Source organism: Halosolutus sp. DAT137 (genome assembly GCF_059736405.1).
In genome coordinates, this window is record NZ_JCAQID010000001.1 from 258,879 (window position 1) to 281,405 (window position 22,527).

General features: G+C 64.8%; 23 protein-coding genes. 11 read left to right on the forward strand and 12 right to left on the reverse strand.

Features of this window, described 5'->3' with window-relative positions; genetic code table 11:
* Positions 1-81 precede the first annotated feature (81 nt).
* Entirely contained in the window at positions 82-231 is a 150-nt protein-coding gene (locus AC6I6L_RS01270) for a DUF7560 family zinc ribbon protein (protein WP_497915903.1), read from the forward strand.
* Between the two features lie 51 nt (positions 232-282).
* On the opposite strand, the gene AC6I6L_RS01275 is transcribed toward AC6I6L_RS01270, so the two are convergent.
* The 11 genes from AC6I6L_RS01275 to AC6I6L_RS01325 form a co-directional block, all read right to left on the reverse strand.
* Positions 283-735 (reverse strand): pyridoxamine 5'-phosphate oxidase family protein, encoded by a 453-nt coding sequence (locus AC6I6L_RS01275; protein ID WP_497915904.1) that lies wholly within the window; start codon positions 733-735, stop codon positions 283-285.
* Between the two features lie 122 nt (positions 736-857).
* The gene (locus tag AC6I6L_RS01280; RefSeq protein WP_497915905.1) at positions 858-1,229 is read right to left on the reverse strand and encodes a DUF8048 family protein; all 372 of its coding nucleotides are present in this window, start codon (positions 1,227-1,229) and stop codon (positions 858-860) included.
* Positions 1,229-1,489: a MoaD-like domain-containing protein gene (locus AC6I6L_RS01285; RefSeq protein WP_497915906.1), complete on the reverse strand. Its 261-nt coding sequence runs from the start codon at positions 1,487-1,489 to the stop codon at positions 1,229-1,231. Before AC6I6L_RS01285 ends, AC6I6L_RS01280 begins: the two co-directional genes overlap by 1 nt.
* Before the next feature lie 66 nt (positions 1,490-1,555).
* Positions 1,556-1,876, reverse strand: coding sequence for an AzlD family protein (locus AC6I6L_RS01290; protein WP_497915907.1), 321 nt, complete (start codon positions 1,874-1,876; stop codon positions 1,556-1,558).
* Positions 1,866-2,633, reverse strand: coding sequence for an AzlC family ABC transporter permease (locus AC6I6L_RS01295; RefSeq protein WP_497915908.1), 768 nt, complete (start codon positions 2,631-2,633; stop codon positions 1,866-1,868). The genes AC6I6L_RS01290 and AC6I6L_RS01295 overlap by 11 nt, the downstream gene beginning before the upstream one ends.
* Before the next feature lie 83 nt (positions 2,634-2,716).
* A complete protein-coding gene (locus AC6I6L_RS01300; RefSeq protein WP_497915909.1) occupies positions 2,717-3,019 on the reverse strand; it encodes a ubiquitin-like small modifier protein 1 in 303 nt (100 codons plus the stop codon).
* Between the two features lie 63 nt (positions 3,020-3,082).
* Entirely contained in the window at positions 3,083-3,433 is a 351-nt protein-coding gene (locus AC6I6L_RS01305; RefSeq protein WP_497915910.1) for a hypothetical protein, read from the reverse strand.
* Positions 3,434-3,547: 114 nt separating this feature from the next.
* Positions 3,548-4,243 (reverse strand): YqjF family protein, encoded by a 696-nt coding sequence (locus AC6I6L_RS01310; protein WP_497915911.1) that lies wholly within the window; start codon positions 4,241-4,243, stop codon positions 3,548-3,550.
* Between the two features lie 109 nt (positions 4,244-4,352).
* Positions 4,353-5,462: a glycosyltransferase gene (locus AC6I6L_RS01315; RefSeq protein ID WP_497915912.1), complete on the reverse strand. Its 1,110-nt coding sequence runs from the start codon at positions 5,460-5,462 to the stop codon at positions 4,353-4,355.
* A gap of 81 nt (positions 5,463-5,543) precedes the next feature.
* Positions 5,544-5,975: a hypothetical protein gene (locus tag AC6I6L_RS01320; RefSeq protein WP_497916824.1), complete on the reverse strand. Its 432-nt coding sequence runs from the start codon at positions 5,973-5,975 to the stop codon at positions 5,544-5,546.
* 147 nt (positions 5,976-6,122) lie between these two features.
* A complete protein-coding gene (locus tag AC6I6L_RS01325) occupies positions 6,123-6,509 on the reverse strand; it encodes a DUF7971 family protein (RefSeq protein WP_497915913.1) in 387 nt (128 codons plus the stop codon).
* A 1,123-nt stretch (positions 6,510-7,632) separates the two neighbouring features.
* Here AC6I6L_RS01325 and AC6I6L_RS01330 point away from each other — a divergent pair.
* The 9 genes from AC6I6L_RS01330 (at position 7,633) to AC6I6L_RS01370 (ending at position 19,854) form a co-directional block, all read left to right on the forward strand.
* Positions 7,633-8,646, forward strand: coding sequence for a Cdc6/Cdc18 family protein (locus AC6I6L_RS01330; protein ID WP_497915914.1), 1,014 nt, complete (start codon positions 7,633-7,635; stop codon positions 8,644-8,646).
* A 171-nt stretch (positions 8,647-8,817) separates the two neighbouring features.
* A complete protein-coding gene (locus AC6I6L_RS01335; protein ID WP_497915915.1) occupies positions 8,818-10,767 on the forward strand; it encodes a PAS domain S-box protein in 1,950 nt (649 codons plus the stop codon).
* Between the two features lie 238 nt (positions 10,768-11,005).
* Entirely contained in the window at positions 11,006-11,674 is a 669-nt protein-coding gene (locus tag AC6I6L_RS01340) for a P-loop NTPase family protein (RefSeq protein WP_497915916.1), read from the forward strand.
* Positions 11,674-11,964, forward strand: coding sequence for a DUF8156 family protein (locus tag AC6I6L_RS01345; RefSeq protein WP_497915917.1), 291 nt, complete (start codon positions 11,674-11,676; stop codon positions 11,962-11,964). Before AC6I6L_RS01340 ends, AC6I6L_RS01345 begins: the two co-directional genes overlap by 1 nt.
* Positions 11,961-14,255, forward strand: a complete 2,295-nt coding sequence (locus tag AC6I6L_RS01350; RefSeq protein ID WP_497915918.1) for a DNA polymerase domain-containing protein — start codon at positions 11,961-11,963, stop codon at positions 14,253-14,255. Before AC6I6L_RS01345 ends, AC6I6L_RS01350 begins: the two co-directional genes overlap by 4 nt.
* A 111-nt stretch (positions 14,256-14,366) precedes the next feature.
* The gene (locus AC6I6L_RS01355; protein ID WP_497915919.1) at positions 14,367-17,279 is read left to right on the forward strand and encodes a PAS domain-containing protein; all 2,913 of its coding nucleotides are present in this window, start codon (positions 14,367-14,369) and stop codon (positions 17,277-17,279) included.
* A complete protein-coding gene (locus tag AC6I6L_RS01360) occupies positions 17,272-17,736 on the forward strand; it encodes a response regulator (RefSeq protein WP_497915920.1) in 465 nt (154 codons plus the stop codon). Before AC6I6L_RS01355 ends, AC6I6L_RS01360 begins: the two co-directional genes overlap by 8 nt.
* On the forward strand, positions 17,733-19,457 hold the full coding sequence (locus AC6I6L_RS01365) for a bacterio-opsin activator domain-containing protein (protein WP_497915921.1): 1,725 nt from the start codon (positions 17,733-17,735) through the stop codon (positions 19,455-19,457). The genes AC6I6L_RS01360 and AC6I6L_RS01365 overlap by 4 nt, the downstream gene beginning before the upstream one ends.
* Positions 19,458-19,557: 100 nt before the next feature.
* Positions 19,558-19,854 (forward strand): CBS domain-containing protein, encoded by a 297-nt coding sequence (locus tag AC6I6L_RS01370; protein WP_497915922.1) that lies wholly within the window; start codon positions 19,558-19,560, stop codon positions 19,852-19,854.
* A gap of 30 nt (positions 19,855-19,884) precedes the next feature.
* On the opposite strand, the gene AC6I6L_RS01375 is transcribed toward AC6I6L_RS01370, so the two are convergent.
* Positions 19,885-20,484, reverse strand: a complete 600-nt coding sequence (locus AC6I6L_RS01375; RefSeq protein ID WP_497915923.1) for an HdeD family acid-resistance protein — start codon at positions 20,482-20,484, stop codon at positions 19,885-19,887.
* A gap of 226 nt (positions 20,485-20,710) precedes the next feature.
* On the opposite strand from AC6I6L_RS01375, the gene AC6I6L_RS01380 reads away from it, so the two are divergent.
* Entirely contained in the window at positions 20,711-22,522 is a 1,812-nt protein-coding gene (locus tag AC6I6L_RS01380) for a glycoside hydrolase family 13 protein (RefSeq protein WP_497915924.1), read from the forward strand.
* Positions 22,523-22,527: the final 5 nt, after the last annotated feature.

Consider the following 22,527-nt stretch of genomic DNA (forward strand, 5'->3'; position numbering starts at 1 on the left):
GGTCGGTAACATCGAACCGCAATCCTATATATACTGGACGCACAGCTATTAGCCAGGAACTATCCGAATTACACGATCCTCATGAGCAGATACGAGTTTACGTGTCCCGACTGCGGACAAGTGATCGAGGTCAACGAGTCGATGCGTGAGGCAACCCTCTCTCACGGCTGTCCAGTCTGTGGGTCTGCGGTCTCCGAGGCGGATTTCGCCGCGGAGCAGCCGACGAATTGACTCCCGTTCGCAGTCGTCTCGGTCCGGTTTTCGCTCTCGGGTCTTCGCTCGTTAGGCCTCGCGATCGATTTCCGTCCGACGGCCGTCTAACGTCTTCGGTGCGAGTCGGTAGAGTTCGATGTGGAGTTCGTCCTTGCCCTCTGCCCAGATCTCGAACAGCGGCCGTTTTGCCTTGCCGTACTGGGCGATCTGTTCGGGTGTAAGGTCGTTCGGCTCGATGCTCTCGAGGATCCCAGTGGCGATCACGCTTCGGTAGGTCGACTCGGCTTCGTCGTAGATGACGAGCCGGCTGTCCGGCGTCGATTCGAGAAATTCGCGTTTCTCGCTTTCGGGCGTCGAGACGAGCCGCATATAGAACACTCTGCTTTCTTCGTTGTAACCGTACGAAACGGGAATCGCGTACGGTTCGTTATCGCGGGCGAGGGACAACACCCCGGTTTCGTGATGACCGATGAACTCGTCGATCTCCGCGTCGGTCATGTCGATTTCCGTGTTACTAGCCATCGTTTCGTTGTTTCGAGCAAGGTGAAACACGGCCTTTATACTATGGGATTGCGATCGATCATCTCCTCGGGCGGTATCGACCCCGCGCGGCGGCGTCACGGACCAGCCGTCCTGGCTCGTGGTCAGTCGGCTTCGCTCTCCCGCCCGATGAGCACCGGTTCGCGGATCTCGAGGGCGGTCTCGAACTCCGCCTCGCGATCGATCCGTCGCCCGACCCGCAACAACTGTTCTTCGTGTGCGCGGCGGACGGCGGCCCACTCTCGACCGTGGAACCCCAGTTCGTCTCCGATCGTCTCCCAGTGTCCCTGGTCGACGAGAAACGCCTCGAACGCGTCGGTAGCGTGGAGTCGTTCGTACCCGCGTCGGTATCGATCGCGGTTCGCTGCGAGCCACTCCTGGGCCAGATCGATCAGGTCGGGAAGGCGGCTTCCGGGAACGCTCGCTTTCGCCGCCGTGAGCAGGAGTACCTGTCCCTCGATCGGTTCGCCCGCCATCAGCCGCCGGCGCGCATCGCCTTTTGTGCGAAGTCCTCGACGAGCGGTTCGAGTCGTCCCTCCTCGCCTTCGAAGACGACGGTGACCTCGGTCAGCGTCAGCGAGGGACCGATCCCGACGGTCTCGGAGGACACCGTGGCCGACCAGTCGTCGCCCGCGACAGTGCCGTCGTCGGCCCGTTCGCCGCCCAGATTCGTCAGATACCGGACGGCGAGTCGCTCGGAGATGCCGCGAAAAGTGCGTTCGATGCACGTGCTCATGTCTCCCCTGTTAGGCTCCCTGCGGGTTAAGTCCGCGTGCCGCCCACTCGTCTCGAGTGAGACGGTTCAGAGGACCGTCCTGAGAAGAACGACGGCCGCGACGCCGGCACACAGCGCCAGCAGGATATTCTCGGTTCGCCACATCACCACCAGAACCAGCCCGGCGGCTCCCCACTCCGGCGGCCCCCCGGCCGCCAACTCGGGACCGAGAATCGCGATCACGATCGCGCCCGGCAGCACCGAGAGTCCGGCCTCCAGCCGATCACTCGTCTCGATCCGGTTTACGAGCCACAGACCGCCGACTTTCGTGACGACCGTGACGGCAGCCATCGCGACGATGACGGCGACGACGAGCGGATCGAGCGCGAAGATACCCTCACCGACCATGGCGGATCACCTCCACACCAGCGGCGACGAGGCCGCCGAGCAGGATGTACCACCGTCCCGGAAGGAGTTCCGAGGCGACGACGGCGGTGCCGAGTGCGACGGCCCACGGGAGAAGCGTCGATCGTCCCTCCCAGAGTTCGGCGGCGAGGGCGACGAACACCGCAGCGAGCACGAAGTCGACGCCGTACCGGGCGGGATCGCTGACCGCCCCGCCGGCGAGTACGCCGAGGACGGTCGAACCGACCCAGAACAGCCAGATCGCGATTCCGCTTCCCAGCAAGAACGCACCGCGCCGGTTGCCCGCCTTGAAATCCCGCATCGTCAGCGCCCAGTTCTCGTCGGCCATCAAAAAGAGACTCCCGTACCGCTGCGTCGGGGACAGACGACGGAACCAGGGCTGTAACGCCGCCCCCATCAACGAGTACCGGAGGTTGATCGCGAGCGTCGTGGCGACGATCGCCACGATCGGAATCGGGTCGGCCCAGAGTTCGACGGCGACGATCTGTGAAGCTCCGGCGACGACGATCGCGCTCATCAGCGCGGCTTCGGCGGCGCTCAGGCCCACCTGTCCAGCGAGTACGCCGAAGGCGATCCCGTAGCCGCCGACGCCGAGGGCGATCGGCAGGCAGGTGAAAAATCCGGCGCGGACGCCGCGTCGTTCGAACGACACCGGTTCGCCACCGGAGCGCTCGCGCTCGTCGATCGTCTCGTCGGACGATCGATCGGTCTCCTCGCTCGCTCGGGAACTCGCGTCCATCGACTTGCTCTACTATCCGTGGACGCGTCTATCCCTAAATCGCTCTCGAAACCGAACGCCGGCGGCGGTTCCCCTTCGGCCCGTCAGCGGGTCCCCCGTTCCGAACCGCCGGCGACCGGCGGGAACACCGACAGCACGTCGCCGTCTTCCAGGTGCGTCCCCGGACCCGCCATGTGAACCACGTTGCGCCCGTTCTTGAGGACGCTTAGCTGCGGGCGAATCGCTTCGGCGTCGTCGGTCAGTAACTGTCCGTCCAGACCCTCGTACTCGCGTTCGAGCGCCCCGAGAACGTCCCCGACGGTGGTTCCGTCGTCGATCGGCCGGGTCCGTTCTTTGGTCCCGACGGCGTCACGAAAGGTGGCAAAAAAGCGAAGGTCGATCTCCATACCGGATGGTTGTGGCCCGCAAACATAAGCGTACAGTCGCGAAGATGGCGCAAGCGGCCCGACTCAGGATGCCGACGCCGCGGGCGCGGAGGTGTAGGAAATGGCGTCGACGCCCGCGCTGTCGAGGGCCTCGTCGATCGCGCTCGCGCCGGTTTCGGTCGCCGTCGTCGGGTCGTCGGCCTCGACGGTCACCGTCACGGTGAACGCGACCGTGATCGTGTACGGATCGAACGGGGCGGTCGGGTGTTCGTACACCTCGGCGTCGTCGATCGTCCAGGTGGCGATCGTCCCGTCGGCTTCGAGCGATTCGAGATTCGACGTGAGTTCCGCGGTGGCGGCGTCGCAGGCGGTCGTATCGGTTCCCTCGTGTAGCGTCACGAGCGTGGTCCCCTCCCGAGAGACAGCGAACTCCATGTCCTGCTGTACCAAGCCCGGGGATTTGAACGCTTGGAATGGGTGGCGTTACGCGGGGCGCGGTGCGCTGGAGAGCGGTACGCAGGGGAACGGTACGCCATATAGTGCGAGAGACTACCCCGACCATCGTTTGCTCTGGGATGCGATCACGTCCAGGCCCGGACTGTAGTAGGTAACCGGCTCCGTCGCGGGCTGGTGAAACCCGTTGGCCGAAAACAGCGTGTTCGTCTCGACCGCGGCGGTCGCCGGGTAGAGCGTCCAGGGGTCGTGATCGATGTCGGCGTACCGAATCGTCCCGTCGGGCGCTTCCGTATAAAAGCGGTAGCGTTCGAGGAGAAAGCGCGCCAGCGGGTCGGTGGGTGCCGAAAACGGTTCCCCGGTCGGCCAGTAGGTCGCCTCGTAGTGGACGGGGCGTGCGCCGGGGTGTCGCCGTCGACTCCGGAACCGGATGCGGCCGTCGACGCCCTCCAGTGAGATCCGCGCGTAGTAGTACGGTAAGTGCTGAAAGAGTCGGGCACCGAGAACGCTCGCGACCCCCTGTGCGTCGAGGCTGAAAAAGTAGACGCCTGGTCTTCCGTCGCAGGTGACGTACGTCCGCAGGTTGAGTTCCGGAAGCGCCACGCCGGCCCACTCCGGGACCCCCTGCGGCCGAACGGCGACGTTCGTGAACGGAACCACGGAGAGCCAGCCCCGACCGTCGTGTTCGTCGATCGCCAACCGATCGGGAATATGCGGCTCGATCGCGCTCGCGTCGACGGGATAGTTCTCGAACAGGAGGTGTCGCCAGCCCATCTCCAGCGGGAGGACCATACCGATGACATGTCGGCCAGCTTCAAAACGTTCTCGACGCAACGCGTCGTTCGTAGCGACGCTCTCGCCCTACCGACGAGGCCGTCTCCGTTCGACGGGGTTCGCTCACTCACCTAATCAGTTCGTCGTAGACCGCGGCCAGTTGTTCGAGCGAGTGCTCGACGGAGAGCATCTCCCGCCGTCGCCGACAGAGGTCCGAGAGCCGATCGTTCTCGGTGAGCGCTCGCTCGATCGCCAGGCGAAACGCGCCACGATTGCCGCGTTCGTACCGGTAGCCGGTTTCGCCGTCGATGATGCTGTCGACGAGTGCACCCGCGTCGACGGCGACAACGGGCGTTCCGCAGGCGGTCGCCTCCAGCGCGACGAGTCCCTGGGTCTCGACCGGACTCGGGAATACGAAGACGTCGAGCGCCGAGTAAAACGCCGGTAGCTCCTCGCGATCGAGAAAGCCGAGAAAGCGAACGTCGGCGTCGACCGTCTCCGCGTACGCTTCGAGAGCCGGCCGAGCGGGTCCGTCGCCGGCCAGAACGAGCGTGTTACTGGTTCCCGCGACTGCGTCGATTGCGGATTTCAGTTCCTTTTCGGGGCTGTGTCGACCGCTGTACCCGAGCAACGGTCCCGAGGGCAGGTCGTAGCGCTCGCGAAACGCCGTCGGGTCGACCGGACGGAAAAACTCGGTATCGATCCCGTTCGAGACGACGCTTACGTCGACGTCCACCCCGACGTGAGCTTGGAGGTGTCGCCGGGCGAACGACGTCGGGGTGATAACGTGGTCGACCTGCTCGAAGAACGATCGCTCGTACGTCCGACAGAGTTCCTTGAGACCGCCGACGAGCGGCCGGGGGACGCGCTGGTCTGCGCGCGCGTCCAGTAAGGTGTGGTACGATGCCACGGCGGGCACGTCGCGTTCGCGGGCGAACCGAAGGCCGGCGATTCCGACGGTAAACGGGGTGTGTAAGTGGACGATATCCGGCGTCGATATCCCGTCGGGGACGATCGGAAGGCCGAGTCGGTACTGGGAGTACGTCGGTGCGGGAACGCTCGGCAACGCGTACTCTCCTTCGCGTGGGTCGTAGCCTTCCATCTCGGGAAACACGACGGTCATCGCGCCCCGAATCTGCGGCCAGCGCTCTCGCCAGAGCGCCACGGTGTAGGTGACGCCGTTGACCGTCGGCCGGTAGAGATCGGTAAACGCGGTGACGGTCGTCGCTTTGGCCATCGTCGGGTGATCCACACCGGCGAGCAAAGAGATTACGGGACCAACAGGTCCGCCGTTCGGGTCTCCGCGGGGTGGGGTCGGTCAGTCGACCCGAAACGCCACGTTGTGCGCCGAGAGGAGCGACTGCATTCGCTCGACGCCCGTAACGGTATCCCAGCCGTCGCCCCGGTAGTGTTTGATCGGGTGTCGAAGCCACGAGTACTCGCGGTGGGCGAACACGTCGACGGTCTCGCCGCCGTTTCGAAACAGGGAGACGTGGAGTTGCCACGACGCGAGCGGTGACGCCCGCCGGACCCAGCTTCCAGCCGAGAGTCGGCCGTCCCGGTGTACTTTCAGGGACGCGATCGGTTCCGGCGTAAACGCCATCGTTTCGAGGTCGTCTCGGAATTCGCGGAGGCCACGCTGGACGGTCCCGACGTACTCGTCGGGGTGCTGGATGCACTGGGCGAACCCGCCGAGCGGTTCTTTGATCCGGTGAAGCGTCGGCAGTACGCGACGGCGGACTCGCGTCATGCGATCGATCGCATCCGAAGCGGCGTCACCAGCCGGTCGATCGTTCCTCGTCGTCACAGTACGTGGTACCGAGGACGAGAGCAAAACCGTTGTGGCTTTGGCTCCGGGGCGAGCGACGACTCGCCGTCACCGGGCGCGAGGCGATCGTTACAGATCCTGCAATCGAATCCCGTCTTCTACCAGGCGCTGGTTTCGCTCCCGTTCGAGGTGGTCGGCCAGGCCCTCGTGTTCGTAGAGTTGGGCGATCACGTCGGCGTACAGCGTCCGCCACGCGATCGCGTAGATTGGCGACTGGCCCCACGCGCGCAACTCCGGAACGAGATCGTCGTAGGTCTCGTGGCGCGCTTCGAATCGATCGATCGCGTCGAGTACGACGCCGGCCGCTTCACGGTCGTCGTCGGCGTCCGCGATCGCGCCGTTCAGCCGGCGTTCCCAGCCGGCGACGGCTTCCTGCATGTCCGCGGCGGCCGCCGCGTCGTCCTCTGGCAGTCGATCGAGCAACGGCTGTGGAACGCCGAGTGAAAGTTCGTCCATGGGGGGATGTCGGGCGGCCACCCGCAAGAAACTACGGCTCGATCGGTGTCCTCCGAAGCCGCCTCTCCGTCTCTGCCGAGTCCCGTGTCGTGACTCGGAGCGCCGTCTTGGATTTAGTATTGCGCTATACGATTTATCTGGTGGCGTGATCGACGACACCCGCCGACAGCTCCCGGTCCGGTCACTCGATCGAGAGGTGGTGACGGAGTCTGCGATCGTCGTAACTATTGATCGCTCACGGAGGCGTGTTCCCGAACCACGTGTCCAGACACCAGTTACGCGGGTTGAGACGGTATCGACGTCCGCGTTCTCACCCGGCGAACTGTCGGTAGCGCGCCGCTATTCGTACCCAACAGTTCGGTTGCCGCGCTCCCCGGTACGATTCGAGGCGATCGACCCTCCTCGGTACGGGCGATTGCGGCCGGTTGCGGATCGGGGTTTTCGCGCCGTTTCCCCCTGGTTCGTGGCTGCGGATCTCCGCTCCGGGAAGTCGGCCCGTTCGTCGCCGGTAGCCGAACACTCGCCGCGATCGCCGCTATTCGAACTCGGACATTCCTGAACCGCCCCGCGACACGTTGGCATTCGTAACGCCCCGACGCTCGTACGCGGTGTCGAACCGCGTCTCGATCTGTTTCGTTTTATGATTCCGATCGAGTACCTCCGAGCGATTGGCCAACCCTCGCTGATCGCCCTCGGGTTCGACCAGTACTGACCACGACGCTCGTTCGCCTGCAGACACGTCGTGTGGGACTCCATGCGTGTTGGCTCTCTCGGGACTGGCCGCCCGGACAGAGAATGGGTGGCAAACTGGCACTCGGTCCGCCACGTAGTCTTTCGGTTCGATCGGTTCGGTTTCTCCGGCCGGGTGTCGGTAGCTCTCGTAACCAGCCGATCCGTCCGCGCTTCGATCCGGACGACGGTTCTTCGTCGAACTGATCGTTCGTTATAGGGGGTACATTCGAGTGTCCTGCTCGCCTACCACCCGAAATAAATGTTATAATGCGATATCGAATCGATCGGTCCGGACAGGACCGGCGCTGGCGGATGCGTTGGCCGTCGCGTTTCGGAACGTTCGGAATCGACCCGCCCTGGCTTAAGGGGCTTCAGCCGAAACAGGAGACGCGTGATCGTCGACGGCCGCGTCTTGCGCGAGGATTTCGTCCCGAGCGAGGTGGTCCACCGCCACGACGAGGTGAACCTCCTCTCGGAGAGCCTGGAGCCGTTGCTCTCCGATCGGCGTCCGGACCCGGCGTTTCTTTTCGGCCCAACCGGGGTTGGGAAAACGTGCATCGCCCGGTATACGCTTTCGCAGTTGCGCGAACAGGACCCCTCGGTTGCCGTCGCCTACGTCAACTGCTGGCAGGAGTATACCCGGTTTCGGGTGCTCTACAGCCTCCTCGAATCGATCGATCGCGCGATGGACGTGCATCGATCGACGCCGAAAGACGAACTGTTCGGGCGGCTGGCGGAGGCCGACGAGCGCCCGATCGTCGCGATTCTGGACGAAGTCGACCAGCTAGAGGAGACCGCGGCGCTCTATGACCTCCACCGGCTTCCCCACGTCTCGCTCGTGTTGATCGCTAACCGCGAGGAGGAACTGTTCGCGAACTTCGACGATCGGGTTCGGTCGCGACTTCGTGCGAGCACGCGCGTGCAGTTGGATCGGTACGGTACCGACGAACTCGCGGCGATTCTTTCGGAGCGGGCGAGTCAGGGACTTGAACCCGGTGCGGTTTCCGACGATCGATTGGAGACGATCGCGGACGCCGCCTCCGGCGACGCTCGCGTCGGGATCGGGATGCTTCGGGCCGCCGCCCGGCGTGCGGAACGAGAGGGCGCGTCCGCGATCACGGACGAGGTGCTCGCGGCGGCGATTCCGGACGCTAGGACGGCGATTCGGCGCAAGACGGTCGAGACGCTGATCGAACACCAGCGCGTGCTCTACGACGTGATCGCCGAGGAGGGCGAGATCGAACCCGGCGACCTCTATGCGAAGTACGAACGACGGGTCGCGAAGCCGAAGACCAAACGGACGCTGCGCAACTATTTGACGAAAATGGTCCACTACGACCTGATCGAGGCCGACGGGAAGCGACGGGGCCGAACCTATCGACTCGTCGATGAAGACCGCGACTAGTCGGTCAAAATTCGACGAGCGGCCGGTGAGTGCTGAGAGGGGTTTGATGAGTTGCCGGTGATCGACATCCACAGGGCAAGCCCCGAACCGTACGGCGAGACCGTTGCTCTCATTTCGGTTCCAAATTCGTTTGCCATAACGCGTATAACTCTGCTCGAGAAGACTGTATCGATGGATGTAACCGCGTATCGAGAAGCGCTGTACGAGGTGTTCGCCGGCGACGGCGACGTCGACGCTCGTATCGATCGCGCTCTCGATATCGGGTCGGAGTATCTCGACCTTTCGATCGGGTTTCTCACACATATCGACGAGGAAACCCAGACGATCGTGCAGGCGATTGGAACACACGAGTCGATCCAGCCGGGAGCGACCTGTCCGCTCGAGGAAGCCTACTGCAGGCGGACGGTCGAGTCCGACGTGCCGCTGGCGGTTCAGGACGCCGAGTTCTCGGCGTCGGTTTCGGAGACCGCCTACCAGCGCTTCGGCTTGAGCGCGTATATCGGTGCGGCGGTCATCGTCGACGACGAAACGTACGGAACCGTCTGTTTTGCGTCGGTCGACGAGCGCGAGAGCGCGTTTTCCGAGGCCGAGGAACTGTTCGTCGAACTCGTCGCGAAACTGGTCGGGCAGGCGATCGAGCGGCGGCGGTACGAACGGAACCTGCAAACACAGAACGCGCGACTCGAGCGGGAGAAACGCCGCTTCGAAACGATCGCAGATACGAGCTTCGACCTGCTGTTTCGGATCGGGCTCGACGGTACGTTCACCTACGTGTCTTCGGCCAGCGAGCGCGTTCTCGGCTACACGCCGGAGGAGATGGTCGACAGCCCGTTCGTCGAGTACAACACGGAATCGTCGGTCGAAACCGCGGTTGCGGGCTACGAACGGGTGCTCGAGGGCGAGACGGTCGAACAGCTGGAACTCGATATCGTCGGTGCGGACGGCGAGACCGTCGTCGTGGAGGTAAACGGAACCCCGATTGTCGAAGACGGCGAAGTCGTTGGGCTCCACGGCGTCGGTCGGGACGTAACCGCCCGGAAGGAACGCGAACGGGAACTGCGCATCAAAGACCGGGCGATGAACGAGGCGCAGGTTGGCATCTCGATCGCGGACGCCGAACGGCCCGACAATCCGCTCGTCTACGTAAACGACGGCTTCGAGCGAGTGACCGGCTACGACGGGGCTACCGTGCTCGGACGGAACTGCCGGTTCCTGCAGGGCCGGGCGACCGATCCCGAGACGGCCGATCGACTCCGGGAACGGGTCGACGCCGCGGAGCCGGTGACCGAAGAGACGCTGAACTACCGGGCGGACGGCACGCCGTTCTGGAATCAGGTCCGGGTCAGCCCGATCGAGAACGAGACCGGCGAGGTGGCGAATTATCTCGGATTCCAGACGGATATTACCGGGCGCAAACGAACCGAACAGCTCGTTCGGCTCCTCAACAGGGTGCTTCGGCACAACCTGCGCAACGAGATGAACGTGGTACTCGGGATGGGTGAACGACTGCAGTCCGACCCCGAGGACATCGAGTCGGTCGGGACCACGATCACGGACACCGCCCAGTCGCTGATCGAACTGAGCGAGCAGGCCCGGAAACTGGAACAGTACACCCGACGTGGGCGCAAAGCGCAACGGCTGGATCCCGACTCCCTGCTCGACGACGCCGTGGAGGCGTTTCGGGACCGGTTCCCGGAAGCGACGATCGACGTGTCGATCGACACGGAACGAGACATCTGTGCGGGGGCGGAACTGACGCGGGCGATCTCGGAACTCGTCGAAAACGCGGTGAAGCACAACACATCGTCGGAGCCGTGGGTCGGGATCGACGTCGATCGCGACGACGAGTGGATCGTGGTGACGGTCGAAGACGATGGGCAGGGAATCGAGGAGATCGAGAGCGCGGTCATCTCGAGTGGCACGGAGGAGGCCCTAGAACATGGCTCCGGACTCGGGCTGTGGACCGTCAACTGGATCGTGACGCGCTATGGCGGCTCGTTTCAGATTTGGGCGACGGAGTCGGCCGACGGCGGCTCCGTCGCGACGGTTCGCCTTCCCGCGATCGATCCCGACCAGTCCGTCGCAGACGCGACTCAGCGGCCGACCGTCCTATTTCGGTGACCGGCGGTTCCCGCTCCAAAGAGTGGAACCTCTCGTCGATCGTTCGATTGTTCGCCAGCAGTGGGTCTTTCGTGGCGCTCGGCGTTTCCGAATCGACACGTCGGTTCCGAAACCGACCGAACGCTCGCCCCGGTCTGCCGTCCCAGATGCGCCGGTTGCCAGCCGTCGCGTCTCGGAAATCGGAACTTTCGGAAACGGTGTGCCGTCGCTTATGCGGCGATGGGGTGAGAAATTGTTCATGCACCAGTTCGACCCAACCGAGGGGCTGCAACTCGACCCGGGACTGACGCTCCTGTCGGTCGACTCGCACCGATCGACGATCGTTCATCGACTCGCCTGCCGGCGACTGGCTGCCGGCGACGGGGCTTCCTACTGGATCGACGCGCGAAACGCGGCCGCGACCCACGTCCTGTACGACTGCGTGTCCCGACCGGACGTCCTCGAGGACCTTCGGGTTGCGCGGGCGTTTACGGCCTACCAGCACCACTCGCTGGTCCGGGCGGTGACGCGGCGGGCGCGATCGGATACGCACCTGCTGGTCGCGCCGAACGTCGCCTCGCTCTACCGCGACCCCGACCTGGCTGAGTGGGAACGCGAAGACTTGCTCGCCGCGAGCCTCGAGACGCTGTCGGCGCTCGGGCGCGCACTCGACTGTCCGGTGCTCGTCACGAGCGCGATCGACGCCGACGCCGATCGGATCGACGACTACGCCGAGACGACGATCGATTGCGTTCGGACGCGGGAAGGCCTCCGCCTCGAATCGGACGGCGAGACGGTGACGGAGGGGTACTGGCACGGCGACTACTGGCAGACGACGATCCCCTACTGGGTCGACCTGTGCGGTGCCGTCGGCGCGATCGATCCCGTCGCTGCGCACGACCGCGGCCTGATAGAGGTGAGCGTCTGATGGGGCGAACAAATCCCACGTATCGGGATGCCCTCCGGCGAATCGAAACCGACTGGGAGCCGATGCGGCGGGCGCTACGCCGGGAGTATCAGGCGGACTTCGACCGGGTGTTCGATCGCGCGCGATCGGTCGCTGACGCGGCGGGCTATGCGAACCCGACGGATCCGGAGCGAGCGGTAGTGCTGTCGGTGCTGCTCGCCCACGAGAGCGAACTGCGGCGGCTCCGGGCGGAACTCGCGGCGGACGATCGCCCACACAAAAAATCTGACGAAGGGGGGACCGGCGAATGAGTCCGTACACGTTCGAGTTCGACGACGGGATCGTCCGGGAGTGGCGGCTCACCGAGACGGGGGCGGAACCAACGGTGGTCGACGGGTACACACCGTCGCTGTTCGTCGATGGGCCGGCCGGCGCGCTCGCAGATCTGCGCGCGCACCTCGAGTCGGACCCGAAGGTGGTCGAAACGACGATCGAGCGGTGGGCGACCGATCTCCACGAGGCCCACGCGGGCGATCGCTCGGCGCTCTTGCGGGTCGCCCTCGATCGCGTCGGGGAGGTTCGAACGCTCGCTCGCGAAATCCGTGGCGTCTACGAGCGCGAGACCCACGCGCCGGGGACGTTTCGCCTGTACGACGTCGATCTCGCACCCGGCTTTCGCTACTGTCTCGATCGCGGGATCGATCCGACGCCCGATCGCGACCTGCGGACGCTGCGCCTCGAGCTGCCCGAGCCCGCACTGGCCGACGGCGACGTGTCGGCGCTGAAACTGGCGGGAGAGCCGATCGAGGGGCGCGATCCGGCGGCCGTCCTCGAGCGGCTCTCGGCCCGACTCCATCGAGTCGATCCGGACGTGCTCGTCGTGAGTCACGCCAAGGTGGTCCCGCTGCTTACCGAACGCGCCTCGGCGGTGGGGATCGACGACTTCCGGCTGGGTCGGCTCCCAGGCTGGACGCAACTCGCCGGGGAGAACACCTACGCGAGCTACGGTCGGGTCGGCCACTCGCCGGCGCGGTACCGGGTTCCAGGGCGGTCGATCGTCGATACGTCGAACAGTTTCCTCTGGAATCAGTCGGGTCTGGCGGGTATCCGTTACATGGTCGAGCGGACGGGGCGGCCCCTGCAGGAAGCCGCGTGGGGGAGCATCGGGACCCTGCTGACCTCGCGACAGATCCGGCTGGCGCGAACCGAGCGAGGCGTGCTTGCACCCTGGAACAAGTGGGAACCCGAGCGATTCACCGACGTTCGGACGCTGCACGCGGCCGATCGCGGTGGTTTTACGTTCGCGCCCGAGGTCGGCTTTCACGAGACGGTCCACGAGATCGATTTCGCGTCGCTCTATCCGCGGATCATCTGCGAACACAACGTGAGTCCGGAGACGGTCGGCTGTCGCTGCGGGGCCAGCGACGCCGACGTCGATGCCGTCTCGGAGTCAACGTCGGCGTCGGCGTCACACGCCCCGAATTCGGCGTCGCACACCGTGCCGGAACTGGGATACGAGATTTGTGATCGATCGGGCTTTCTCCCCAACGTGCTCGCCCCGCTGCTGGCCGATCGAGCCGAGATCAAGGGCCGACTGCGCGAGGAGCCGACGGAGGAGGCGGCCGATCGGCTCCGGGCCGAGTCGGGTGCGATCAAGTGGGTGCTCGTCTCCTGTTTCGGCTATCAGGGGTATCGAAACGCCAAGTACGGCCGAATCGAGTGCCACGAGGCGATCAACGCCTACGCGCGCGAGATTGCGCTGACGGCGAAAGCCCGACTCGAGACGGCCGGGTGGCGAATCGTGCACGGCATCGTCGACAGCCTCTGGGTGACGCCTCGGGTCGACGACCCGGAACCGATCGACGCCGTCATCGAGGACGTTTCCGGCCGGGTGGGGATCCCCCTCGAACACGACGGCTGCTACGAGTGGGTCTGTTTCGTCCCGTTGCGCGGGTCGATTTCCAACGGTGGAGGCGGTAGTCGCGGGGTCGGGAGCCACGGTGACCTCACCGGAGCCGGCGAGAACGGGACGCTGGGCGGCGTCACGGGCGGCCCCGCGGGCGCACTCACGAAGTACTTCGGCAAGCGCGAGGGCGGGACGTACAAGTTCCGCGGTATCGAACTCCGCCAGCGGAGCACCCCCGCGTTCGTCGCGACGAGCCAGCGAGCGTTTATCGAGGCGCTCGATCGGGAGCGCGACCCCGAAGCCGTCTGTGACGTGCTCGATCGACGGCTCGGTGAACTCCGGCGCGGGGCCGTCGATCCGGCCGACCTCGAGATCACGAAACGCGTCTCGAAGCGCCGCGAGGACTACCGCCAGCGAACCCACACGGTCGCAGCGCTCGCACGCTACGAGGATCACGGGATCGATCGTCGTCCCGGACAGTCGGTCCGGTACGTCGTCGTCGACGACGCGGGTCGCGGGCCGGAACGCGTTCGATTGCCGCTCGAGGACCCTGCGGCGTACGACGCGGACTACTACGGCACCCTCCTCGTGCGGGCCTGTGAAAGCGTCGTCTCACCGTGTGGCTGGAGTCGCGATCGCATCCGGGAGTACCTGCGCGATGGCAGGGCGGTTCGGCTGTCGACGTTCGTCGACTGAGAGGGACTCCTGTAGTTCCCAAATCGCGTGTACGTACAGATGGCGTGCTCTTTCGGCGCTTCGAGCACCACACTTATCTCTCTCTGTGGATTCCATTAGTACCACAACGCAATGGCTGCTTCCGACTCCTCGGCTGGAACGCTCCACTCACGCCTCGAGCAACAGGAGGCACTCGCCAAACTCGGCCAGCGTGGTCTCGAGTGTGACGATCTCGACTCCCTGCTGGTCGACGCCACGCGGACCGTCCGGGATGGACTCGACGTGGCCTACTGTTCGGCTTTCGAACTCCTGGAATCGGGGGGCGAACCCCGGCTCAGAAAGCGCGTTCCGTTCGACGAGCGGGACGATCGATCGATGGCGGGTTCCGTCGAGCGCGACGCGCCGCTCGGTCGAGCGCTCCGCGCCGACGAACCGGTTCTTGCAACCGTTGACGAGGGCGGAAACGAGGGCGAGGACGACCACGGGGACGCCCCGGTTCCCGACGCGCTCGTCGATCGCGGCGCGGTCCGTGGACTCTGCGTGGGTATCGGTTCGATCGACGATCCGTGGGGCGTCCTGGCCGCCTACACGACCGACGATCGCGAGTTCGCCGACCACGACGTGGCGTTTCTCGGACGCGTTGTGGATGTGCTCGCGTCGGCGATCGAGAACGTCCGAACGAGACGGACGCTTCGGACGGAAGAAACGCTCAAAGACCGTCTCGTCGAGGCCAGTCCCGTTGGCATCATCGTCGCGGACGCCGACGGGACGATGCTGCTCGCCAACGAACGGGCCGAGCAGATCACCGGCCGGGACCGCGGGGATATCGTTCGGATGGCACACGGCGACGACGAATGGGATCTCGTCGAGTCCGACGGTGGGCCGATGTCGCCCGACCGGTTGCCGTTCAACCGCGTCCTCGAGACGGGCAAGGCGGTGTTCGATGTCGAGTTCGGGATTCGCCGGCCGGACGGCGAACGGGTCTGGATCGTCGAGAACGCGATGCCGATTACCGACGAGGACGGCGACCTCTCTGCGGTCGTCTCCGAGTTCGAGAACGTCACCGACGAGCGACGGTATCGCCGGAAGAGTAACCGCCTGCAGGGCGAACTCGAGGCGACGTTCGATCGGATCAGCGACGCCTTTTTCGGGCTCGATACGAACTGGGAGTTTACTTACGTCAACGATCGAGCGGCCGAGTTGATCGATCCCGACGGGGACGGACTGGTCGGAGAGAACATCTGGGAGGCGTTCCCGGCAGCGGTCGATTCGACGTTCGAGCGGGAGTACCGCGAGGCGATGGACCGTCAGGAGGCAACCTCGTTCGAGGAGTACTTCCCGCCGCTGTCGACGTGGTTTGAGGTACACGCCTACCCCTCCGAAACCGGGCTGTCGGTCTACTTCCGCGACGTCACCGAGCGCCGGTGGATGGAGCGCGAACTTCGCGAGACCAACCGAACGCTCCAGCGACTGTACGAGATCACCGCCGATCGCGACCGATCGTTCGACGAGAAGGTCGATCGACTGCTCGACCTCGGACGCGACCGACTCGACGTCGAGACGGGCTTTCTGGCGTTGACCGACGAGGGAATGGACGAGTTCGAGGTGACACACGTCAGCGATGCGACCGGGACGCTCGAACCGGGAACCGAGATGGCGTTGTCGGAGACGTACTGCCGGGTGACCGTTCAACAGGACGACCTGTTGGCTATCACCGAGTCGCCGACCGAACACGGAATCAGCGAGGACGTCTACGAAACGTGGCAACTCGACTGCTATATCGGCGGGCGGGTAGACGTCGACGGTGACTGTTACGGCACGCTCTGTTTCGAAGACCGCACGCCGCGATCGGAGCCGTTTACCCCCGGCGAGCAATCGTTCGTCGAACTCGCGACCCAGTGGCTCGGTCACGAACTCGAGCGCCATCGGTACCAGACCAAACTCGAGCGCTACCGGGAGTACACCGACGACGTGCTCGATGCCGTCGACGATATCTTCTACGTACTCGGCCCAGACGGCTCGCTCGCTCGGTGGAACGACTCCCTCCGAGCCGTAACCGGGTTCTCGAACGCCGGGATCGAGTCGATGGACGCGTTCGATTTCTTCGACGAGGACGAGCACGAGGCGATCGCAGCGGGGATTCAGGAAGCCCTCGAAACGGGATCGGCGCGGGTCGAAGCGCCGCTCGTTACCAGCGACGGCGATCGACTGCCGTACGAGTTCGTCGCGTCGGTGCTCGAGGATCCCGGCGGAAACCCGATTCTGGCCGGAATCGGCCGAGACGTTTCCGAGCGCCAGGCCTACGAGCGTCGACTGGAGGAACTGGTCGCGGACTTAGAGGAGTCGAACGAACGGCTCGCGCAGTTCGCCTACGCGGCCAGTCACGACCTCCAGGAGCCGTTACGAATGGTATCGAGCTATTTGCGGCTGATCGAGCGGCGATACGGGGAGGACTTAGACGAGGACGGCACCGAGTTCCTCGAGTTCGCCGTCGACGGAGCGGACCGAATGCAGGCGATGATCGACGGTCTGTTAGCGTACTCGCGGGTCGATACGAAGAGCGATCCGTCCCAATCCGTCGAGATGGAGACGGTGGTCGGAGACGTTATCACCGATCTACAGGTGCGAATCGAAGAGACCGATGCCGAGATCACCGTCGACTGGGAGACGCTTCCGACGGTCTCGGGCGACCCGGGACAGCTTCGACAACTCGTCCAGAACCTGCTAGACAACGCGATTACCTACGCGGGGGAGGAGAACCCGTGCATCCAGGTGTCCGGAGCGCGAGACGGGGACGAACGCGTGATGGCCGTCCGCGACCGCGGTATCGGTATCGACCCAGAGAATACGGATGACATCTTCCGGGTGTTCAACCGCCTCCACAGCGTCGACGAGTACGCCGGAACGGGAATCGGACTCGCGCTCTGTAAACGAATCGTCGAACGCCACGGCGGGACCATCGAGGTCGACTCCGAACCCGGCGAGGGATCGACGTTCTCGGTGACGCTTCCGGCCCCCAACACGCACGACACTACCAATGACTGAACGACGATCGGTGCGACCGGAGCCAGCACAGATACTGCTCGTCGAGGACAACCCAGGCGACGTTCGACTGACCGAGGAGGCGTTCGAGCAGGGGCGGATCGAGAACGATCTGTACGTCGTCTCGGACGGGGCGACAGCCCTCGACTTTCTCGAAGGTGGCGGCGAACACGCCGACACACCGCGTCCGGACCTGATCCTGCTCGATCTCAACTTGCCTCGAACCGACGGCACGGAGGTGCTCGAAGAGCTTAAATCGGACCCGACGCTTCGATCGATTCCGGTGATCGTGTTGACGAGTTCGCGAGCCGAGGAGGACATCGCGAAGTCCTACGAACTACACGCGAACGCCTACCTCACGAAGCCGGTCGACCCCGACGAGTTCATCGAGACCATCCGCGCGTTCGAGGAGTTCTGGTTTTCGGTCGTCAGGCTACCGCCAGAGGAGGGAGACCGATGAGTGGAATCGATACCCGGTCGGAAGGCCACGATCGCGACGAGGAGTGGGACTGGGAGCGTGAACCGGAGCCCGCCCGCACTGGGACGCTCAGGATCCTGCTGATCGAGGACAATCCGGGTGATGCCCGACTGATCAAAGAGATGCTTCGGGACACCGACGAACTCACCCGGCGGGTCAATCCGGATGACCCACCCGACGAAGCCCCTGACGTGGTTCGGGAGAACCGACTCGCAGACGGCCTCGAGACTCTCAAATCCGAGCCGGTGGACCTCGTGTTGCTCGACCTGAACCTTCCGGACAGCGACGGTCTCGAGACCCTCGAGACGATACACGCCGAACGCGACGAGACGCCGATCGTCGTCCTCACGGGGTTGCGGGATCAGGAGGTCGGCGTCCAGGCGATCCAGCGGGGCGCACAGGACTTTCTGGTCAAAGACGAGGTGACGAGCGAACTGCTCGTTCGGACGATCCACCACGCGATCGAGCGCGCCAGACAGGAGCGCGAACGCCTCCGCCAGCGCGAGCAACTCGAGGCGCTCAACCGCCTCAACCGAATCGGTCACGACATCACGCACGCGGTGATCACCACTGAGACGCGCGCGGAACTCGAACAGCAGGTCTGCGAGCGGCTTACCGAATCCGATGCGTATCGCTTTGCGTGGATCGGCACCATCACTCCCGGAAGCAGACAGATGCTTCCGAACGCCGCCGCGGGCGTCGAGGACGGCTACCTCGACGAAATAGAGGTCTTTATCGATGAGGACGATCCCAGCGGACAGGGACCGTCGGGAACGGCGGTTCGGACCGGCGAGGTACAGGTGGCCAACGATCTCGAAGTGGATCCGACGTACGGGCCGTGGAGCGAGGCCGCTCGCGAGCGCGGCTACCGATCGTCGGCGGCGATCCCGATCGTCCACGAGGATCTCCTCTACGGAGCCCTGAACGTCTACTCGTCGTCGCCGCGCTCGTTTCGGGGACCGGAGACGACGATTCTCGCCCGTATCGGCGACGTCATCGCCCACGCCATCACGGCGATCGAGCGCCGCGATGCGCTGGTCAGCGACGCGGTCATCGAACTCGAGTTCCGCGTCGGCAAACTGCTGGGGGAACTGGTCGGCCTCTCGGCGGCCGAGTCGTGTGCGATCGAGTTCGAGCGATTGATCTGGGGGGACGACGCGCCGCTCGCCTACGGCACAGCCCACGATATTGAAGCGGACGCGTTCCGGGAGTCTGTCGCCGAGACGGACGGGATCAGCGACCTCCGCGTCCTCACCGCCCGACACGACGCGTTCGAGTTCGAACTCGTCGCCCCGGCCGCCGCCTCGCTGTTCGAGACGATCGCCACCCACGGCGGCCGGGTCGACTCGGCGACGATCGCCAACGGCGAGTTCCGGTTCGTCGCCGAACTGCCGCGGGGGCGAGACACCCGCCAGATGATCGAACTGATCAACGACCGACACGACGACGTCACGTACCTCGCCCAGCGAACCACCGAGCGAAGCGATCCGAGTCGGTCCGGTCCCGGATCGGTTCTCGAGGAGGAACTCACCGAGAAACAGCGGGCGGCGATCGAGACGGCGTACTTTGCGGGCTACTTCGACTGGCCACGCGAGAGCACGGGCGAAGAGATCGCCGAGCGACTCGGCATCTCGCCCGCGACGTTCAACCAGCACCTCCGGACGGCCGAGCGGAAGTTTTTCACGTCCGTGTTCGGGGAGTAGTCGGATTCGTTCGATCGACGTCGCGTCGATCCCGGTCTGGACCGCACCGTCAGTGGAAGGCCTGCCTTGATGGCTCCCCGAGTGGGAGGGACGGACGCCCATGTCCGTGAGTGAACTCGGCCCGAAAGACGTCGTGACAGCCAGTAGAGACGCCGAACTGTCGGTGCTGACGGAACTGTTCGAGGAGGAAGGCGTCGGCGCGGTCGTCATCACGGAAGACGACAGCCCGATCGGGATGGTAACCGATCGCGACGCCGCACTCGCGATCCACCGGCACGAGGACGTCTCGACCGTCATCGCCGAGGAGATCATGAGCGAGGACCCGGCGACGATCGGCGAGGAACTCGACAACGTCTCCGAGACGAGCGAGGCGCAGTCTCCGACGTACAGCCCGTAGCGGACACTGAGCGGCGCAAAAAATCGTAATTCAGGCTCCGCGCGGCCGCGTCGCGGGCTGGCCCGCGTCGTCGACGGGACGGCCGGCGTAGGCGACGACCGCCATCGAGATGCCGGTCATCAGGAGGCTGATGCCGACCACCAGTCCGATCGCCCAGGCCGCCGACGCCGGGAAGCCGGCCCAGAGGAGGCCGGCGAGGACCAGCGACAGCACCCCGCTCGCGGCGACGGAGAGCCGTCCAGGCTCGCCGGCCATTCTCATCGCCATCCACAGTTCGACGACGCTGTCGACCAGCAGGTACGCGACCAGCAGGATCGTCAGGCTCACGAGTCCGAGCGCCGGATTCACGAGCAGAGCGAGGCCGGCGACCACCGTGACGGCGGCGAGGACGACCTGCCAGAGCGTCCCTTTCCAGCCGCGCGCAGAGAACGCGTGGGCCGCGTGGACGACGCCGCTTACCACGAGCAGCGCCCCGAGTCCGATCGCGATCGAGATGCCCGCGACGAACGGGAGCACGATCGCGAGGAGACCGAGTAGCCCGACGATGCCGCCGGCGATCGCGAGGGTCCGCCAGCCGCGCTCGAGCGAGTATTCCTCGATCTCACTGCCGTTTGCTGTCATTTCGTTCATATGAATCTCCAGACACAGGTACGCCGCGTGCGTAGATAACGCTGTGTTACGGGTTCTCTGTCTGTCTCGCCGTCGGACCGGTCCGTGAGCGAGCCGATATGTTCCGTGTCCGCCAGGACTGACGGTCGGAGGGCCGTCAAAAACGGACTCAGTCTGTGTGCGACTGTCGACGAGTCGTGACGAGAAAATGGATAGCTGTTTATTCCATTATGCCAACTGCTGATCCATGAACGAGACGGACTCGACGCTCCCGGAACGCGTCGATCGCCGGTGGTGGAAGGAGGCAGTCGTCTACCAGATCTATCCGCGAAGCTTCAACGACAGCGACGGTGACGGCGTGGGCGACATTCCGGGGATCATCGAGCGAGTCGAGTACCTCGATTCCCTCGGCGTCGACGTCGTCTGGCTCTGCCCCGTCTACGACTCCCCGAATCACGACAACGGCTACGACATTCGCGATTACCGGTCGATCATGGACGAGTTCGGGACGATGGCCGATCTGGAGGACCTGCTCGCGGCGCTGCACGATCGCGACATCAAACTCATCATGGACCTCGTGGTCAACCACACCTCGAACGAACACGAGTGGTTCCAGCGATCGAGAGCTGGCGACGACGAGTACGCGGACTTCTACTGGTGGCGCGAGGGTCGCGACGCTGAGGCGGTCGACTGGGACGCAGACGAAGGTCCCGACGGCGAGGCACCGCCGAACGCCTGGCGATCGTACTTCGGCGGCCCCGCGTGGGGGTACGACGACGAGCGCGGGGAGTGGTACCTCCACCTCTTCGATCGCACGCAGCCGGATCTGAACTGGCGGAACCCCGACGTGCGCGAGGCCGTCTTCGAGATGATGGAGTGGTGGTTCGAAAAGGGCATCGACGGCTTCCGGATGGACGTCATCAACCTCATCTCGAAACCCGAGGGGCTTCCGAACGATCCCGACGACCAGTTCAACGGCGCGATGACGGGACCGACGAACGGCCCGCGCGTCCACGAGTTCCTCGCGGAGATGAACGACCGCGTCCTCGATCGCGACCACCTCACGGTCGGGGAGATGCTCGGCCCGGAACTCCCGATGGACGACGCGCGGCGGTATCTCGACCCCGAGGAGGGCGGACTCTCGATGCTCTTTCACTTCGAGCACATGCTGCTCGATCGCGGCGATGCGGTCTGGGAACGCGACGACTGGTCGCTGTCGGACCTGAAAGCCGTCTTCAACCGCTGGGACAGCGGTCTCGAGACGGAGGGGTGGAACTCACTGTATCTCAACAATCACGACCAGCCCCGGCTGGTCTCGCGCTTTGGCGACGACGGCGAGTACCGCCGCGAGTCGGCACAACTGCTCGCCACGTTACTCCACACCCTCCGCGGAACGCCGTACGTCTACCAGGGGGAGGAACTCGGCATGACGAACTACCCGTTCGAGTCGCTCGAGGACTTTCGCGACGTGGACACGCTCAACCCGATTCAGAACGCGATCGCAGACGGCGAGATCGACTCGTTCGACGCGGTTCGGGAGGCGGTTCGATCGAACAGCCGCGACAACGCGCGGACGCCGATGCAGTGGTCGGCCGACGAGAGCGCGGGCTTTACCGACGGCGAGCCGTGGATCGGGATCACCCCCAATCACGACGAGATCAACGTCGAAACCGAGCGCGCAGACGAGGATTCCGTCTGGCACTACTACCGCGACCTGATCGCGCTCCGAGAGGAGTACGACGTCCTCGTGTACGGCGACTACGAGCCGCTGTTCCCCGAGGACGATACCGTTTGGGCGTACACCCGAACGCTGGAGACGGACGCGGGGGAACGGCGACTGCTCGTGGCGTTGAACTTCACCGACAGCGAGGTCGCCGTCGGCCTTCCAGACGAGCTCGCAAGTACGGAGGGGAGCCTGCTCATCGGAAACTACGACGCCGATCGGGGCGACGAGACGGGCGACGACGCGCCGAACGATGCGAACCAGGAACTCGCCGCGGGCGATCTCCGCCTGCGCCCGTGGGAAGCGCGAGTCTACTACGCCGGCGACGAATCCTGACTGGA